13 protein-coding genes are annotated in these 16,081 nt (G+C 70.8%); 7 read left to right on the top strand and 6 right to left on the bottom strand.

What is annotated here, in order from left to right; all coding sequences use genetic code 11:
• Positions 1-40: 40 nt before the first annotated feature.
• Positions 41-1,372 (bottom strand): exodeoxyribonuclease VII large subunit, encoded by a 1,332-nt coding sequence (xseA, locus tag HDC36_RS06200; RefSeq protein WP_179565328.1) that lies wholly within the window; start codon positions 1,370-1,372, stop codon positions 41-43.
• Between the two features lie 28 nt (positions 1,373-1,400).
• A complete protein-coding gene (gene queG / locus HDC36_RS06195; RefSeq protein ID WP_179565327.1) occupies positions 1,401-2,528 on the bottom strand; it encodes a tRNA epoxyqueuosine(34) reductase QueG in 1,128 nt (375 codons plus the stop codon).
• Positions 2,529-2,551: 23 nt separating this feature from the next.
• Between queG and HDC36_RS06190 the strand changes: the two genes are divergently transcribed.
• The 6 genes from HDC36_RS06190 (at position 2,552) to HDC36_RS06165 (ending at position 10,164) form a co-directional block, all read left to right on the top strand.
• Complete coding sequence (locus HDC36_RS06190) at positions 2,552-4,036, top strand: NAD(P)H-hydrate dehydratase (RefSeq protein WP_179565325.1); 1,485 nt, start codon at positions 2,552-2,554, stop codon at positions 4,034-4,036.
• A complete protein-coding gene (tsaE, locus tag HDC36_RS06185; protein ID WP_179565323.1) occupies positions 4,033-4,512 on the top strand; it encodes a tRNA (adenosine(37)-N6)-threonylcarbamoyltransferase complex ATPase subunit type 1 TsaE in 480 nt (159 codons plus the stop codon). The genes HDC36_RS06190 and tsaE overlap by 4 nt, the downstream gene beginning before the upstream one ends.
• An 81-nt stretch (positions 4,513-4,593) precedes the next feature.
• Positions 4,594-6,228: an N-acetylmuramoyl-L-alanine amidase gene (locus HDC36_RS06180; RefSeq protein ID WP_179565321.1), complete on the top strand. Its 1,635-nt coding sequence runs from the start codon at positions 4,594-4,596 to the stop codon at positions 6,226-6,228.
• A 159-nt stretch (positions 6,229-6,387) separates the two neighbouring features.
• The gene (mutL, locus tag HDC36_RS06175; RefSeq protein ID WP_179565319.1) at positions 6,388-8,253 is read left to right on the top strand and encodes a DNA mismatch repair endonuclease MutL; all 1,866 of its coding nucleotides are present in this window, start codon (positions 6,388-6,390) and stop codon (positions 8,251-8,253) included.
• On the top strand, positions 8,253-9,182 hold the full coding sequence (locus tag HDC36_RS06170) for a DUF1684 domain-containing protein (protein ID WP_179565317.1): 930 nt from the start codon (positions 8,253-8,255) through the stop codon (positions 9,180-9,182). Before mutL ends, HDC36_RS06170 begins: the two co-directional genes overlap by 1 nt.
• Positions 9,183-9,198: 16 nt before the next feature.
• Complete coding sequence (locus tag HDC36_RS06165) at positions 9,199-10,164, top strand: TraB/GumN family protein (RefSeq protein WP_179565315.1); 966 nt, start codon at positions 9,199-9,201, stop codon at positions 10,162-10,164.
• 123 nt (positions 10,165-10,287) lie between these two features.
• Here HDC36_RS06165 and phaR read toward each other — a convergent pair whose 3' ends face one another.
• The 3 genes from phaR to gluQRS form a co-directional block, all read right to left on the bottom strand.
• Positions 10,288-10,803 carry a polyhydroxyalkanoate synthesis repressor PhaR gene (gene phaR / locus HDC36_RS06160; protein ID WP_009597630.1) on the bottom strand — a complete coding sequence of 172 codons (516 nt, stop codon included), beginning with the start codon at positions 10,801-10,803 and terminating at the stop codon, positions 10,288-10,290.
• 215 nt (positions 10,804-11,018) lie between these two features.
• The gene (locus HDC36_RS06155) at positions 11,019-11,759 is read right to left on the bottom strand and encodes a beta-ketoacyl-ACP reductase (protein WP_179565313.1); all 741 of its coding nucleotides are present in this window, start codon (positions 11,757-11,759) and stop codon (positions 11,019-11,021) included.
• A 57-nt stretch (positions 11,760-11,816) separates the two neighbouring features.
• Positions 11,817-12,725, bottom strand: coding sequence for a tRNA glutamyl-Q(34) synthetase GluQRS (gene gluQRS / locus HDC36_RS06150; RefSeq protein WP_179565311.1), 909 nt, complete (start codon positions 12,723-12,725; stop codon positions 11,817-11,819).
• A 103-nt stretch (positions 12,726-12,828) separates the two neighbouring features.
• Here gluQRS and htpX point away from each other — a divergent pair, with 103 nt between their 5' ends.
• Positions 12,829-13,716, top strand: a complete 888-nt coding sequence (htpX, locus tag HDC36_RS06145; protein ID WP_179565309.1) for a protease HtpX — start codon at positions 12,829-12,831, stop codon at positions 13,714-13,716.
• Positions 13,717-13,925: 209 nt separating this feature from the next.
• Here htpX and HDC36_RS06140 read toward each other — a convergent pair whose 3' ends face one another.
• The gene (locus HDC36_RS06140; RefSeq protein WP_179565307.1) at positions 13,926-15,998 is read right to left on the bottom strand and encodes an EAL domain-containing protein; all 2,073 of its coding nucleotides are present in this window, start codon (positions 15,996-15,998) and stop codon (positions 13,926-13,928) included.
• Positions 15,999-16,081: the final 83 nt, after the last annotated feature.

The raw sequence follows: 16,081 nt of genomic DNA, 5'->3' as shown, positions 1-16,081 counted from the left end.
ATGCACTGGCGATGAGTAGCGGTCGACAGGTGTACCGCAGTCATTCTGTACGTAGCGTCACCTCGCCGTCGGCAAGCCGCGCGCGCAGGCGGTCGCCGGGCGCAACCTGCGTGGTCGAGCGCACCAGCGTGCCGTCGTCGACCCGGGTCAGGATCGTGTAGCCGCGCGTCACCGTGGCCAGCGGGCTGACCGTCTCCAGCGCGCGGGCCAGCGCGCGCAGGCGCTGCGTGTCGGCCTGCAGCTGCCGCGCCATCGCCGCTTGCGGGCGCCTGCCGAGCGCGCGCAGGCGCTCGTGCAGGGCGGCCAGGCGCCGTTGCGGCTGGGCTGCGCGCAAGACCGCGGCGGCGTGGCGCAGGCGCGCGCCGCGGCGTTCCTGCTGTTGCCGCCACAACGCCAGCAGGCGGCGCGCGGCATCCTGCTGGCGGCGCTTCAGCATTTGCAGTTGCGCCTGCGGACTCTGCGCCTGCAGCCGCAGCGAGGCGCGATCGGCGCGCTGCATCGCCTGGCGCAGGCGCTGCTGCTGCCACTGCAGCAGCCTCGCGTGCTGGCCGCGCAGGCGTGCGGCGAGGTCGCGCTGGTCGGGGGCGAGCAGTTCCGCGGCGACCGATGGCGTCGGCGCGCGCAGATCGGCGGCGAAGTCGGCCAGGGTCACATCGGTCTCGTGGCCGACCGCCGACACCACCGGCGTGGCCGCGGCGGCGATCGCCCGCGCCAGGCGTTCGTCGTTGAACGCCCACAGGTCTTCCAGCGAGCCGCCGCCTCGGGTCAGCAGGATCGCGTCGTAGCGACCGCTGGCATCGGCGCGCTGCAGCAGCGAGGTCAGCTGTGCGGCGGCGCTGTCGCCCTGCACCAGGCTCGGCAGGATGTCCACTTCCAGCAGCGGCAGGCGCCGGCCGAGCACGCTCAGTACGTCGCGCACCGCCGCGCCGCTGGGCGAGGTGATCACCGCCAGGCGGCGCACGAAGGCGGGCAGGGCGCGTTTGCGCTCGCTGGCGAACAGGCCCTCGGCAGCGAGCCTGGCCTTGAGTTCCTCGAACGCGCGGCGCAACGCGCCTTCGCCGGCTTCCTCCAGGTGATCCAGCACCAGTTGGTAGTCGCCACGCGCCTCGTACAGGGTCAGCCGGCCGCGCGCGAGCACGCGCAGGCCTTCGCGCGGAACGAACTTCAGCCATTGGCTCTTCGGCTTGAACATCGCGCAGCGCACCTGCGCGCGCGCGTCCTTCAAGGTGAAGTACAGATGTCCGGACGAGGGCCGGGTGACGTTGCCCAGCTCGCCTTCCACCCAGGCCAGCGGGAACGCGCTTTCCAGCAGGTCGCGCGCCAGCGTGTTGAGCTGGCTGGGGCTGAGGATCTGGTCGTCGCGATCGGGCATGCGGGCGCTGCGTGGGCGTGCGGGGCGCCTATCCTCGCACGTCGCCGTGAGCGGCCGGTCGCGGCAACGCGACCTCGCCGGCAGACGCCCGGTCCGCATGCTGCGCCAGCGCCCACTGCACGTGTTCGCGCACCAGCGGCGAGGCGTGCTGCGCGCGCGTGCCGAGCGCGGCCAGCACCTGCGGTGTGCTCGGCGCATTGCCCAGTGCCACCGCCAGGTTGCGCAGCCAGCGCTCGTGGCCGCTGCGGCGGATCGCGCTGCCTTCGGTGCGGCGCAGGAACTCGTCCTCGTCCCAGGCGAACAGCTGCGCCAGCGTGGCCCGGTCCAGATCGTTGCGGGCGCGGAAGTCGGGTTCGTCGCTGCGCTTGGCGAACTTGTTCCAGGGGCACACCAGTTGGCAGTCGTCGCAGCCGAAGATGCGGTTGCCGATCGCCGGGCGCAGCTCCTCGGGAATCGCGCCGTCGTGCTCGATGGTCAGATAGGCGATGCAGCGGCGCGCGTCCAGCCGGTACGGGGCGACGATCGCCTGGGTCGGGCACACCTCGATGCAGCGCGTGCAGGTGCCGCAGTGCGCGCTGGCCGGCGGATCGATCGGCAACGGCAGGTCGACGTAGATCTCGCCGAGGAAGAACCAGGAGCCGCCGTTGCGGTCGATCAGGCAGGTGTGCTTGCCGATCCAGCCCAGGCCGGCGTCGCGCGCCAGGGCGCGTTCCAGCACCGGCGCCGAATCGACGAAGACGCGATGGCCGAACGGGCCGATCTCGGCCTGGATGCGCTCGGCCAGTTTCTGCAGGCGGTTGCGCATCAGCTTGTGGTAGTCGCGGCCCAGCGCGTAGCGGGCGACGTAGGCGCGCTCGCCATCGTGCAGCGTGTCCCAGGCCGAATCGTCGTCGTTGCGCCCGTAGTCCAGGCCGACCGAGATCACCCGCAGCGTGCCTGGAATCAGTTCGGCCGGACGCGCGCGCTTGTCGCCATGTTGCGCCATCCATTGCATCGTGCCGTACAGGCCTTGCGCCAGCCAGTCGCGCAGATGCGCTTCGTCCTGCTGCAGCTCGATCCCGGCGATGCCGCAGCGCTGGAAGCCGAACTCGCGCGCCAGCGCGCGGATGCGCGCGGCAACGGTGTGGGGATCGGCGGGGGCGACGCTGCTGGACATGGCGCAAGTATAGAATCCCGCGCATGTCCGACTCGTTCGATCTCTACGATACCGCCGCCGCGCGGCGCATCGATGCGCAGGCCACGGCCTTGCTCGGCGGCGACGGCTACACGCTGATGCAGCGTGCCGGCCAGGCCGCCTGGCAGACGCTGCTGCAGCATTGGCCGCAGGCGCAGCGCATCCTGGTGGCCTGCGGCACCGGCAACAATGGAGGCGATGGCTACGTGCTGGCGCGGCTGGCGCATTGCGCCGGACGCCGCGTGCGCGTGCTGCATCTGCCTGGGCGTGGCCCGCAATCGGCGTTGGCGCAACGCGCCTGCACCGACTACATCGGCGTCGGCGGCCGTATCGAGGTGTTCGATGCGGCGCTGGACCAGGCCGACGTGGTCGTCGACGCGTTGCTCGGGATCGGCCTGAATCGCGCGCCCGACGCCGAACTGGCCGCGCTGCTCGGCGCGCTCGCCGGACTCGGTGTGCCGGTGTTGGCGCTGGACGTGCCCAGCGGCGTGGACGCCGAACACGGCACCGTGCCGGGCGCGGCATTGCCGGCGACGCTGACCGTGCAATTCATCGTCGCCCATGCCGGCTTGCATACCGGGGCGGCGCTGAACCATGTCGGCGCCACCGCGTTGGCGTCGCTGGAGGTGCCGGCCGCCGCATTCGACGGCTGCGCGGCGCAGGCCCAGGCCTGGACCGGCGCGGCGCTGGCCGCGCGCCTGGCGCCGCGGCGGCGCGACAGCCACAAGGGCGATTCCGGGCATGTGCTGTGCATCGGCGGCAACCTCGGCAGCGGCGGTGCGGTCATGCTCGCCGCCGAATCGGCGTTGCGCAGCGGTGCCGGCCTGGTCAGCGTGGCGACCCGCGACGCGCATGTCGCGCCGTTGCTGGCGCGGTGTCCGGAGGCGATGACGCACGCGATCGAGGACGGCGCCGCGCTGGCCCCATTGCTGCGCAAGGCGAGCGTGGTCGCGCTGGGTCCCGGGCTGGGCCAGGACGAATGGGCGCAGGGCCTGTGGCGGCTGGCGCTGGCGGCGGAGCTGCCGTCGGTGATCGACGCCGATGCGCTGAACCTGCTGGCGCAGGCGCCGCGCGCGTTGCCGAACGCCGTGTTGACCCCGCATCCGGGCGAAGCCGGGCGCCTGCTCGGCATCGCCACCGCCGAGGTGCAGCGCGACCGCTTCGCCGCCGCCGCGGCACTGGCCGAGCGCTACCAGGCCGTGGTGGTGCTGAAAGGTGCCGGCAGCATCGTCGCCGCGCCGGGGCGGGTTCCGCGGGTCATCGCCGCCGGCAATCCGGGCATGGCGGTCGGCGGCATGGGCGATCTGTTGACCGGGGTGATCGCGGCGCTGCGTGCGCAAGGCCTGGCCGCCTTCGAAGCGGCCAGCGTCGGTGCGTTGCTGCATGCGGCCGCCGGCGATCGCGCCGCCGCCGCCGGCCAGCGCGGCCTGCTGCCGTCCGACCTGCTGCCGGCGCTGCGCCACCTGGCCAATCCGGAAGCGAACCGATGATGCGGCTCCATCTGCAAGACAGCGACGCCACCGAGCGCCTCGGCCAGGTCCTGGCCGCCACGCGTCCGGCGCAGGCGATGGTGCATCTGCGCGGCGATCTCGGTGCCGGCAAGTCGACCCTGGCGCGGGCGCTGCTGCGCGCGCTGGGCGTGCAGGGTGCGATCCGCAGTCCGACCTACACATTGGTCGAGCGCTATCCGTTGCCCGACGGCGAAGCCTGGCACCTGGACCTGTATCGCATCGGTGCCGCCGGCGAGCTGGATTTCCTGGGGTTGGACGAGGCATCGGCGACCCTGTGGCTGGTGGAATGGCCGGAACGCGGCGGCGATGTGCTGCCGCCTGCCGACCTGGTCGTGGCCCTGGCGCTGCACGACGAGGGGCGCGCCGTGCAGCTGCAGGCCGGCACGGCGGTCGGCGCGGCCTGGTTGTCGCGGATGGCCGAACGGGATGACTTGCGGGGTTTTTCTGCCGGCTGACACTAGGAAGTGCAGGCAGGTTATGGATTATTAAGGGAAAACCGCTTGTGTTTATGTGCGCGGGATGCTTGAATCGCCTCCATGCGCCTGGGGACCCGTTTTTTCGCCTGTTCCGCCATCGCCGCAGGCTGGTGCCTAGCGGCGCAATCGGCGTTTGCGGGTCAGGTCCAGGCGGTTTCGCTCGGTAATGGCGCCACCGGCACGCGTGCCGAGATCCGGCTGCAGGGCAGCGGTGGCTTCACCACGCTGACCCTGGCCAACCCCAACCGGCTGGTCGTCGATCTGCCCGAATCCTCCGCTGCGCAGGGCCTGAAGCTGCCTGCCGGAAACGGGGTGGTCACGGCCGTGCGTACCGGTCATCCGGTCCCCGGTACCTTGCGCATCGTGTTCGACCTGAGCAGCCCGGTGGTGGCATTCAAGCCGCAGATGCAGACCGTGGCCGGCAGTTCGGTGCTGGTGATCGAATGGCCGGGCGATGCGTCGTCGGCCAAGCCGGTGGCCAATGCCGGTAATGGCGCGGCAACGCCCGCGCCGACGGCATCCACGGCGCCCACCGCGGCGGCGGTTGAACCCAAGCCGACGCCCGATCCGCGCCTGGAAGCGGCGCGCGCGACGGCGGCCCTGACCTCGTCGGTGGTGCAACGCGCGGCACCGCCGCCGCCGCCGACACCAGTACAGACACCGACGACGACCGCGGCGGTTCGCCCGGGCGTCGTGCCGGCACCACCGGCCGCTGCTCCAGGGACTTCCGTTACCTCGATGGCACCGACCGCATCCGCATCCGCGTCGGTCGGCGCCGCCGTGCCGGCGCAGCAAGGCGCCGTCGCGCCGACGCCGACGCCGACGCCCGACCGGCCCGACGCGGCCAGCATCGACGATGTGGCCGCCGCTGCTGCCGCCGAGGCGCGCCCGGTGATGCCGAGCGCACCGTCGCGGGTGGCGATGAAGCCGGGCATGCGGCCGTTGATCGTGGCCATCGATCCCGGCCATGGCGGTCAGGATCCCGGCGCGATGGGGCCGACCGGCAAGCGCGAGAAGGACGTGACCCTGGCGATCGGCCGCGAACTGGCGCGGCAGATCAACGCCACGCCGGGCATGAAGGCCTACATGACCCGCGATACTGACGTGTTCATCCCACTGCCGATGCGCGCGCAGAAGGCGCGCGCGGCGAAGGCCGACATCTTCATCTCGATCCACGCCGACGCCGCCGAGAACCGCAGCGCGACCGGCTCTTCGGTGTATGTCCTCTCGACCAAGGGCGCCTCCTCGCAGCGCGCGCGCTGGCTGGCGGACAAGGAAAACGCGGCCGACCTGGTCGGTGGCGTGCGTCTGCAGAAGACCGACAGCACCCTGGCCAGCGTGTTGCTGGACCTGGCGCAGAGCGGGCACATGAAGGCCTCCGAAGACGCGGCCGGACATGTGTTGGGCGGGCTCAAGCGGATCGGCAACAACCACAAGCCGGAGCTGGAACGCGCCAACTTCGCGGTGCTGCGCACCTCGGACATGCCGGCGATGCTGGTCGAGACCGCCTTCATCTCCAATCCCGACGAAGAGCGCCGGCTGACCGATCCGGGCTACCAGCGGCGCCTGGCCGGCGCGGTGCTGGACGGCGTCAATACGTTCTTTACCCGCCAGCCGCCGCCGGGCACGCTGTTCGCCGCGCGCGCGCAGGCCGAGGCGGAAGCGGCCAGCACCGTGGCCGGCGGCAGCCGCTGAGGCGCTCGGCTATCATCGCCGGCTGATCCCGATGGCGGCGTCCGCGCCGTGAGCCGTGCCGATGTCCTGTAACCGTTTCTGCTCTCCCGTTTCCGAATCCGGCGCGATCGCGCTGTGCCCGCATGGCGCGTGCGCGCCGCAGCGCGGGCGGCAGCCGGCATGAGCATTCGCCAGCTGCCCGAGATCCTGATCAACCAGATCGCCGCAGGCGAAGTGGTGGAGCGTCCGGCCTCGGTGGTCAAGGAGCTGGTCGAGAACGCGCTGGATGCCGGCGCGCGCCGCGTCGACATCGACCTGGAAGAAGGCGGCGTGCGCCTGATCCGGATCCGCGACGATGGCGGCGGCATCCCCCCCGAGGAACTGCCGCTGGCGGTGTCGCGGCACGCGACCAGCAAGATCGCCTCGCTCGACGACCTGGAGTCGGTCGGTACGCTCGGGTTCCGCGGCGAAGCGCTGCCGTCGATCGCCTCGGTCAGCCGCTTCACCCTGGCCTCGCGCCGCCCCGGCGACGAGCATGGCGCCGCGCTGCAGGTCGATGGCGGCAAGGTCGGGCAGGTGCAGCCGCGCGCGCAGGCGCCGGGCACCACGGTCGAGGTGCGCGAGCTGTTCTACAACGTGCCGGCGCGGCGCAAGTTCCTGCGCGCCGAGCGCACCGAACTCGGCCATATCGAGGAATGGCTGCGCTCGCTGGCGCTGGCGCGCCCGGATGTGGAACTGCGCGTGTCGCACAACGGCAAGCCGTCGCGGCGCTACAAGCCTGGCGACCTGTATTCGGACGCGCGGCTGGGCGAGACCCTGGGCGAGGACTTCGCGCGGCAGGCGCTGCGCGTGGACCACAGCGGCGCCGGGCTGCGCCTGCACGGCTGGATCGCGCAGCCGCATTATTCGCGCGCCAGCGCCGACCAGCAGTACCTGTACGTCAACGGCCGCTCGGTGCGCGACCGCAGCGTCGCGCATGCGGTGAAGATGGCCTATGGCGACGTGCTGTTCCATGGCCGGCAGCCGGCCTATGTGCTGTTCCTGGAACTGGAGCCGTCGCGGGTCGACGTCAACGTGCATCCGGCCAAGCACGAGGTGCGCTTCCGCGATGCGCGGCTGATCCACGACTTCGTCTATCGCACGCTGCAGGACGCGCTGGCGCAGACCCGTGCCGGCAGCACGCCGACCGCGGGCGATGCCGCGCAGGCGGCGCCGCTGGCGTACGCCGGCGGCGCGCAGCCGATGTCCGGCAACGCGGGCGGCGGTGGCTCCGGCGGCCAGGGCTACGGCGCGCAATGGCGCCCGGCGCAGTCGCCGCTCGGCCTGCGCGTCAACGAGGCGCCGGCCGCCTACGCCGCGCTGTACGCCGCGCCTGCAGGCACCGCCGATGCCGCAGCGGGCATGCCGCTGCAGGCCCAGGATGCGGCCGGCGGCCTGCCGCCGACCTCGCCCGACAGCGGCGTGCCGCCGCTCGGCTATGCCATCGCGCAGCTGCACGGCATCTACATCCTGGCCGAGAACGCCGAAGGCCTGATCGTGGTGGACATGCATGCCGCGCACGAGCGCATCGGCTACGAGCGGCTGAAGAACGCGCACGACGGCATCGGCCTGCATGCGCAGCCGCTGCTGGTGCCGATCACCCTGGCGGTGGGCGAGCGCGATGCCGACACCGCCGAGCGCGAGGCGGAAACGCTGGCCGCGCTCGGCTTCGAGATCACCCGCAGCGGCCCGCAGTCGCTGCATGTGCGCAGCATCCCGGCGTTGCTGGCCCAGGCCGAACCCGAAGCCCTGCTGCGCGACGTGCTGACCGACCTGCGCGAGCACGGCCACAGCCGCCGCGTGGCCGGCGCGCGCGACGAACTGCTGTCGACGATGGCCTGCCACGGCGCGGTACGCGCCAACCGGCGCCTTACCGTGCCGGAAATGAACGCGCTGCTGCGCGACATGGAAGCCACCGAGCGCTCCGGGCAGTGCAATCATGGGCGTCCGACCTGGGCCCGTTTCACGCTGGGCGAGATCGATCGTTGGTTCTTACGGGGGCGCTGATGGGCAAGCGGGGAAGGGCGGCGGCGCTGCTGGCAGCGCTGCTCGCGGTGGGCGCATGCGGCAAGCAGGCACCGGTGCCGGCCGCGCCGGCGGTCGCCGACAAGGCATTCCTGGCCGATGAGCAGCGCTGGCGCGAGCAGCGCAAGCAGGAGCTGCAGGCCGCCGATGGCTGGACCAGCCTGGTCGGCCTGCACTGGCTGGAACTGAAGGAGCATTACATCGGCAGCGGCCCCGGCAGCGGTATCCGCCTGGCGGTCGGGCCGGCACGGATGGCGCTGGTGTCGCGGGTGGGCGCCCAGGTGTTCCTGACCCCCGAACCCGCCGCGGCGCTGAGCCTGGACGGCAAGCCGTTGCTGCGGCGCACCCGCCTGTACAGCGACCACGATGCCACGCCCAGCGTGATCGAGTTCGATGGCGGCAAGGGCAAGCTGAGCCTGATCGAGCGCGGCGGCCGCTATGCGTTGCGGGTCAAGCACGCCGATGCGCCGACCCGGCTCGGCTTCGCCGGGCTGCACTATTGGCCGATGGCCGAATCCTGGCGCATCCGCGGCCGCTTCGTGCCCAACGCGCCGGGCAAGACCCTGCCGATCGTCGACATCATCGGCGTCACCACCGAATCGCCGAACGCCGGCGCGCTGGAGTTCGAGCGCGACGGCAAGCGTTTCCGCCTGGAAGCGATCGGCGAACCCGGGCGCCCGCTGTTCGTGGTGTTCGCCGACCGCACCAGCGGCCGCGGCAGCTATCCGGCCGGGCGCTTCCTGGACGTGCCGGCGCCGAATGCCGACGGCAGCGTGGTGCTGGATTTCAACCGCGCCTACAACCCGCCGTGCGCGTTCACCCCGTTCGCGACCTGTCCGCTGCCGCCGCCGGAGAACCGGCTGGACCTGGCGGTGGAGGCCGGCGAGCAGGCCTATGCCGCCGCACACTGAACCGAGAGCCCCGACGATGCCGATCCCGCGCCTGCTGCGCAACCTGCTGTTGTGTCTGACCCTGTTCGCCGCCGCGCCGGTGCCGGCGCGCACGCCGCCTCCGACGGCAACACCCAGCGCGACGCCTGCGCCGCCGACGCCGCTGCTGTGGAAAGTCAGCGGGCCGCGCGGTGCGCTGTACCTGCTCGGTTCGTTCCACCTGCTCAAGCCGGACGACTATCCGCTGGCGCACGAGGTGGATGCGGCCTACGCCGCGTCGCCGCGGCTGCTGTTCGAGCTGTCGCCGCAGGACGTGGAGTCGCCGCAGCTGGGTGCGCAGATGCTGCAGGCAGCGCAGCGGCAGGACGGCAAGCGCCTGCAGGACGATCTGGATGCGGCCACCTGGCAACGCCTGCGCCGCTATGCCGCCGGCCACGGCCTGCCGCTGGAGCAGATGGGCGGATTCGAGCCCTGGTTCGTCGGCCTGAGCATCAGCATCGCCGAAATGAAGGCGCAGGGGCTGCAGGCCGATGCCGGCCTGGACCGGCATTTCATGGACATGGCGGTGCAGGCCGGCAAGGCGGTCGAGGGCCTGGAAACCGCGCAGGCGCAGATCGCGATGCTCGATGGCATGGAGCCTGTGGAGCAGAAGCAGATGCTGATCGAAGCGCTGGACGACGCCGAGCAGGGCGCGGCGCAGACCCAGCGCCTGCACGATGCCTGGCGTCGCGGCGACGAGCGCCTGCTGTGGCAGGACATGGGCATGGAGATGAAGCGCGACTACCCGCGGCTGTACCAGCGCATCAACGTCGATCGCAACCAGGCCTGGGTGCCGCGGCTGGAGCAGCGCCTGCGCGACGGCCAGGGCGACACCCTGGTGGTGGTCGGCGCCTTGCATCTGCTCGGCCCCGATGGCGTGGTCGAGGCGTTGCGCGCGCGCGGCTACAAGGTCGAGCGGATCTGTGCCGGTTGCCGGACGTCGCCAGCGCCGCGTTCGCGCTGAGCCGGCAGCGCGGTCGTGTGAGTGACATGTGTAGGAGCGGCTTCAGCCGCGACCGGGGCTTTGCCGGTCGCGGCTGAAGCCGCTCCTACAAGGGGGCAGGCGCCTGAAGGCGCCGCAGCGCGCTCAGCGCGCCCGCGACTTCGGTGCGGCACCGGCGGCCGGCGGCTCGCTCGGCTTGGTGCCGCCCGCGGCAGGGCGACCGAAGCCGGTGCCCAGGTTGCGCTGGAACTCCTGCCACAGCTCCATGTTGCGCTCGGTCAGCTGGTTCATCATGGTCCACGGGGTCTGCCCGAGCAGGTTGCCCATCTGCTGGCGGAACTGCTGCTGCTGGTCCAGGAACACCTGCATGCTGCGCTCCAGGTAGTTGCCCATGAAGCCCTGCAGCGAATCGCCGTAGAACCGGATGATCTGGCTGAGCAACTGGGTGGACAGCATCGGTTCGCCGTCCTGTTCCTGGTCGGCGATGATCTGCAGCAATACCGCGCGACTGAGGTCTTCGCCGGTCTTGGCGTCGCGGACCTCGAATTCTTCGCCGTCGATGATCAGCTGGCGGACGTCTTCGATCGTGATGTAACTGGAAATCTCGGTGTCGTAGAGGCGGCGATTGGGATACTTCTTGATGATGCGGATCTCAGCCATGAAGCGTTCGCTCTTGACGGTAGGCGCGCAGCATGGCGCAGCGCAGCAGGGCTTGCAACCGCCAAAAGCCCCTGAACTCGGGCCCGACGGCAAAAAAAATGCTGCGCAGCACGCGCGCAGCACGGGTACGAAGCGCGCAACGCGAGCTGCAGCATTTTCGGTAGCGTTACCTCGGCGGTGCCGCCTGCGCGCCTGAGCGGTTCAGTCGCCTGCCGCTACCAGCCCATGTGGTGGCCGCCGTTGATGTCCAGGTTCGAGCCGGTGATCCAGGCCGCCTCTTCGGCGACCAGGAACGCGACCGCGTAGGCGATCTCTTCCGGCCTGCCCAGGCGCCCGGTGGGGATGTCGGCGATGATCTTGGCGCGCACCTCTTCCGGCACCGACATCACCATGTCGGTGGCCACGTAGCCCGGCGACACCGTGTTGACGGTGATGCCGTAGCCGGCGTTCTCGCGCGCCAGGGAAATGGTGAAGCCGTGCATGCCGGCCTTGGCCGCGGCGTAGTTGGCCTGGCCGTACTGGCCCTTCAGGCCGTTGATCGAACTGATCTGGATGACCCGGCCCCAGCGCTGCTTGCGCATGCCTTCGATCACCGGGCGGGTGACGTTGAACACCGAGTTGAGGTTGGTGTTGATGACCTCGTGCCACTGCTCGGCGGTCATCTTGTGGAAGGTGGTGTCGCGGGTGATGCCGGCGTTGTTGATCAGCACCTCGATCGGACCGAGCTGCCGCTCCACTTCCTGCACCAGCGCCTGGGCGTGGTCGGGCGAGGCGACGTCGCCGGCGACGATGGCGACGTCGTGGCCGCGTTCGCGCATGCGCTGCTGCCAGGCCTGCGCCTTGGCCGCGTCGCGGTAGTTGCTGGCCACGCGGTGGCCCTGTGCGGCCAGCCGCTCGCAGATGGCGGTGCCGATGCCGCCGGTACCGCCGGTGACCAGCGCAACGCGTGATGTCATGGATTCGCTCCGGATGGGGGAAGAGGAGAGGGCCGCGCCGCAGCCGAAACCCCGATTCTAGTCAGCCTTGGCGTCGCTGGGGATACCGGCCGCGTCCGCCAGCCTCCGATCCTGGGCCGGCAGCCGCGCCGGCTCGAACGCGCGCAGCGCCGCGGCCAGCAATGCGGCCACCGAGCCGGCCCCGGCCAGCGCTGCCGGGGCCTGCCCCAGCAGGCTCCAGGCCAGGCGTAGCGCGGGCAGCGGATCGGCGTCGTCCAGCGGCAGCGCCGCATGCGACTTGGACAGCTTGCGGCCGTCGTCACCGAGCAGCAGCGGCAGGTGCAGGTAATTCGGCGTCGGCAGGCCCAGTGCGCGCTGCAGCAGGATCTGCCGCGGCGTCGAGTCGAGCAGATCGGCGCCGCGGACCACGTCGCTGATGCCTTGCGCGGCATCGTCGACCACCACCGCCAACTGGTAGGCCCAGCAGCCGTCGGCGCGCAGCAGCACGAAATCGCCGACCTCGGCATGGACGTCCTGTTCGACATCGCCGCGCACGCCGTCGCGAAACCCGACCGTGCTGCCCGCGGCCACGCGCAGGCGCAGCGCCGGCTGCGGCCGCGCCTGCGCGGCCACGCAACGGTGGTGCACGCCGCCTTGCGCGGCCAGTTCGCTGCGGCTGCAGCTGCAGGCGAACGCCTGGCCGCGCTGCAGCAGGCGCTGCGCGGCGGCCTGGTAGAGCGCAGCGCGCTCGCTCTGGCGCAGGATCGGCCCATCGGCTTCCAGCCCGCAGGCGCGCAGGCTGGCAAGTTGGCGTTCGGCCGCGCCGGGCACGCTGCGCGGCCGGTCCACGTCCTCGATGCGCAGCAGCCACTCGCCGCCGGCATGGCGCGCCAGCAGCCAGCTGCCGAAGGCGGCGAGCAGCGAGCCCAGGTGCAGCGGGCCGGTGGGCGAGGGCGCGAAACGGCCGCGGTAGGGAGGCGAGGACATGGGCAAGCTGAATCGTCGGTCAGGTATGCGCTTGAATTCAAGCTGTACGCGCCGCAGATTCGAGCCAGTCCTTCATTTTTCCTGGTGCGGAGTCCACGCCTACATGTTCAATCGAATCGCCTTGTTCCTCATCACCAATCTGGCGGTGCTGGTGCTGGCCGGCATTGTCATGTCCGTGTTCGGGATCAATCCCAACCAGATGGGCGGCCTGCTGGTGATGGCCGCGCTGTTCGGCTTCGGCGGCTCGCTGGTGTCGCTGCTGCTGTCCAAGTTCATGGCCAAGCGCGCCACCGGCGCGCAGGTGATCACCGAGCCGCGCAATCACACCGAGCGCTGGCTGCTGGAGACGGTGCGGCGGCAGGCGCAGGCCGCCGGCATCGGCATGCCCGAGGTCGCGGTCTACGACGGTCCGGAGATCAACGCCTTCGCCACCGGCGCCAACCGCAACAATGCGCTGGTCGCGGTGTCCACCGGCCTGCTGCGGAACATGACCGAAGACGAAGCGGAAGCCGTGCTCGCGCATGAGATCAGCCATGTCGCCAATGGCGACATGGTGACGATGGCGCTGCTGCAGGGCGTGCTGAACACCTTCGTGATCGTGCTGGCGCGGGTGGTCGGCGGGATCGTCGACGGTTATCTGTCAGGCAATCGCGACGGCGGCCGCCGCGGTCTGGCCTACTACGCCATCGTGATGGTGCTGGAGATGGTGTTCGGCCTGTTCGCGACGATGATCGCGATGTGGTTCTCGCGCTACCGCGAGTTCCGCGCCGACGCCGGCGGCGCCAGCCTGGCCGGGCGCCACAAGATGATCGCGGCGCTGCAGCGGCTGGAACTCAACCATGGGCAGAGCACGCTGCCGTCGCAGGTGCAGGCGTTCGGCATCGCCGGTGGCCTGGGCCAGGGCCTGCGCAAGCTGTTCATGAGCCACCCGCCGCTGTCCGAGCGCATCGCCACGCTGCGCGCCTCGCACAGCAATGCGACGGTGAGCTGAGGCAGGAAGCGGGCTGTCACGCTCTCGGATGGCGCTTCGGCGGACTTCGAGCCTAACAGTCGGCTCAGGCAACGCCAGGCAGGTCACCCTGCCTGGCGTTGCTTTTTGCAGGATCGTGTGGATTTGCAGGATCGTGTGGAATGGCCTGGCCGCTGCCGTTGCGAATCCCCAATCCCGAATCCCCAATCCCCAATCCCCAATCCCGGCCTTCAAGCAAAATCGAAGGTCATCCCCGGTCCCGCCAGGCCGACGAATTCGCCCTGCACGTAGTCGACGCCGGCGCTGAACAGCAGGCTCATCGACGTGGCGTCGGTGACGAACTCGGCGATGCTGCGGATCCCGGCCGACTGCGCGCGCTCGGTGATCTCGCGGATCTTTTCCTGGTGCTCGCGGGTCTGCGCCAGGTCCTGGGTGAAGCCGCGATCCAGTTTCAGGAACGAAGGCTGGAAATGCGCCAGCAGCTGGAACGAGTCCAGGCCCGAGCCGAACTGCTCCAGCCCGACCTTGCAGCCCAGTCCTGTGGCCGCCGCCAGGAACTGCTGCGCATTGCGCAGGTGGGTGAACACCTTGGCTTCCGGCGTCTGCAGCCACAGGCGCTCGCCGGGCACGCCGTGCGCGGCCAGTTCGCGGCGGATCAACTCCACCATCTGCAGGTCGGCGAAGGCGTCCGGGCTGATCTTGACCAGCAGGCTGGTGGCATGGCCGGCGCGCTGGCGCTCGCCGATCACCGCGATCGCGCGCGCCACCACCCAGCGGTCGATCTCGGCCATCAGCCCATGTTCGGTGGCGATGCCGAGGAACGTGGTCGGGCCGATGATCTCGTCGTTGCGCTCCAGGCGCAGGTAGGCCTCGTACAGTTCGTGCGGCTCGCCCTGCAGGTTCAGTACCGGCTGGTAGTGCAGCAGGAAGCCGTCGCCGGCCAGCGCGTCGCGCAGTTGCTGCACCCAGCGCTGGATGCGCTCTTCCTCGACCCGGTCGGCCGCGCCGGGGTCGAAGATCTTGCAGGCGTTGCCGCCCAGCTCGATGGTGGCCTGCACGTTCTCGCTGGCGCGGGCCAGGACCTGGCCGACGGTGGCGATCTTCTCGCCGATCTGCACGCCGCCGATGCTGACGGTGACCGTGGCCGAGCGCTCGCCGACGCTGAACACGTGCGCGGCGTAGGCGTTGAGCAGGCGCTCGGCCTGCGCCGAGGTGCGGCCGTAGTCGCCCTGCAGCAGCAGCGCGAAGTTGTGTTCGCCGAAGCGCGCCGCCTGCACGTCGCCGTCGATCGCCGCGGCCAGGTGCTGGGCCAGCGCCGCGACAAGTGCGTCGGCCGAGTCCAGGCCGATGTCGGCCAGCAGCCGCGTGTAGTGATCGGGTTCGACCAGCAGGAAGCCGTAGTGGCCGTCGCCGCGGCCGACCTGGGCCACCGCGTTCTCCAGCGCCAGCATGAAGGTGGGACGGTTGAGCAGGCCGGTGACCTGGTCGCGCTGGCGCAGGTCCTCGACCTCGCGCGCCAGTTCCGGATCGAATTCCTCGCGACGGCGGAACACCACCTGCACGCAGGCCTCGCCCTCGTAGCTGGCGGTGGCGAACTCCATCGTCGCGGGGAAGCTCTCGCCCTCCATGGTGCGCGCGTCGACCTGGTACTGCGCCGGCGGCGGTTCGCCCTTGCCCAGCGACTTCAGCAGTTGCTTGAATTCCTCCACGTGCTGCGGCGCGACCATGTCCAGCAGCGAGACGCCTTCCACGTCGTCGAACGAGGCGAAGCCGAACATCTCCAGGTAGGCGTCGTTGGCGCGGATGTGCATGCCTTCGTGGATGTAGGCGATCGGGTCGCGCGAGGAGGCGATCAGCGCATCGCAGCGGCGCTCGGTCTCGCGCATTTGCGCCTCGATCCGGCGCAGGCCGCGGCGCGCGTGCAGGTCGGCCCAGGTGTTGCGCAGCACCGACAGCAGGTGCTCGGGACGCTGGCGCAGGGCGATCGCGCGCGCGCCGCCGGCCACCGCCTCGACCCATTCGTTCTCGTCGATGCTGTCGGCGAGCAGGATCACCGGGATGTCCTTGCCGCTGGCGCCCACGCGCTGCAGCACCTGCGGCAGCGGGATGGCCTGCGAGCGCGCGCTCAGCACCAGGTCGATCGGCTGCGCGGCGAGCATGGCGCCCAGTTCCTCGGCGTGCTGCGGCCGCGACGGTCGCACCGCGATGCCGCTGTTGCGCAGGCTGCTGACGATCGCTTCGGCGTCTTCACCGCTGTCGTCGACGATCATCAGGCGCAGGGTGGTGTCTTTGCCTGTTTGCATGAAGCCTCCCGGAGACGGGGTTTAATACACGATGCCCGCAGCGGCGTCCATGTGTGGCCGGGATTGGGGATTCGGGATTGGGG

The sequence above is a fragment of the Xanthomonas sp. JAI131 genome (genome assembly GCF_013410075.1).
Classification (GTDB): Bacteria; Pseudomonadota; Gammaproteobacteria; order Xanthomonadales; family Xanthomonadaceae; genus Xanthomonas_A; species Xanthomonas_A bonasiae.
This window is presented reverse-complemented; position numbering and strand designations above follow the sequence as displayed.

What these genes read in the sequence shown, in the direction of transcription:
- xseA (WP_179565328.1), bottom strand. Translation starts at nt 1,372, where the DNA reads ATGCCCGATCGCGACGACCAGATCCTCAGCCCCAGCCAGCTCAACACG.
- queG (WP_179565327.1), bottom strand. Translation starts at nt 2,528, where the DNA reads ATGTCCAGCAGCGTCGCCCCCGCCGATCCCCACACCGTTGCCGCGCGC.
- HDC36_RS06190 (WP_179565325.1), top strand. Translation starts at nt 2,552, where the DNA reads ATGTCCGACTCGTTCGATCTCTACGATACCGCCGCCGCGCGGCGCATC.
- tsaE (WP_179565323.1), top strand. Translation starts at nt 4,033, where the DNA reads ATGATGCGGCTCCATCTGCAAGACAGCGACGCCACCGAGCGCCTCGGC.
- HDC36_RS06180 (WP_179565321.1), top strand. Translation starts at nt 4,594, where the DNA reads ATGCGCCTGGGGACCCGTTTTTTCGCCTGTTCCGCCATCGCCGCAGGC.
- mutL (WP_179565319.1), top strand. Translation starts at nt 6,388, where the DNA reads ATGAGCATTCGCCAGCTGCCCGAGATCCTGATCAACCAGATCGCCGCA.
- HDC36_RS06170 (WP_179565317.1), top strand. Translation starts at nt 8,253, where the DNA reads ATGGGCAAGCGGGGAAGGGCGGCGGCGCTGCTGGCAGCGCTGCTCGCG.
- HDC36_RS06165 (WP_179565315.1), top strand. Translation starts at nt 9,199, where the DNA reads ATGCCGATCCCGCGCCTGCTGCGCAACCTGCTGTTGTGTCTGACCCTG.
- phaR (WP_009597630.1), bottom strand. Translation starts at nt 10,803, where the DNA reads ATGGCTGAGATCCGCATCATCAAGAAGTATCCCAATCGCCGCCTCTAC.
- HDC36_RS06155 (WP_179565313.1), bottom strand. Translation starts at nt 11,759, where the DNA reads ATGACATCACGCGTTGCGCTGGTCACCGGCGGTACCGGCGGCATCGGC.
- gluQRS (WP_179565311.1), bottom strand. Translation starts at nt 12,725, where the DNA reads ATGTCCTCGCCTCCCTACCGCGGCCGTTTCGCGCCCTCGCCCACCGGC.
- htpX (WP_179565309.1), top strand. Translation starts at nt 12,829, where the DNA reads ATGTTCAATCGAATCGCCTTGTTCCTCATCACCAATCTGGCGGTGCTG.
- HDC36_RS06140 (WP_179565307.1), bottom strand. Translation starts at nt 15,998, where the DNA reads ATGCAAACAGGCAAAGACACCACCCTGCGCCTGATGATCGTCGACGAC.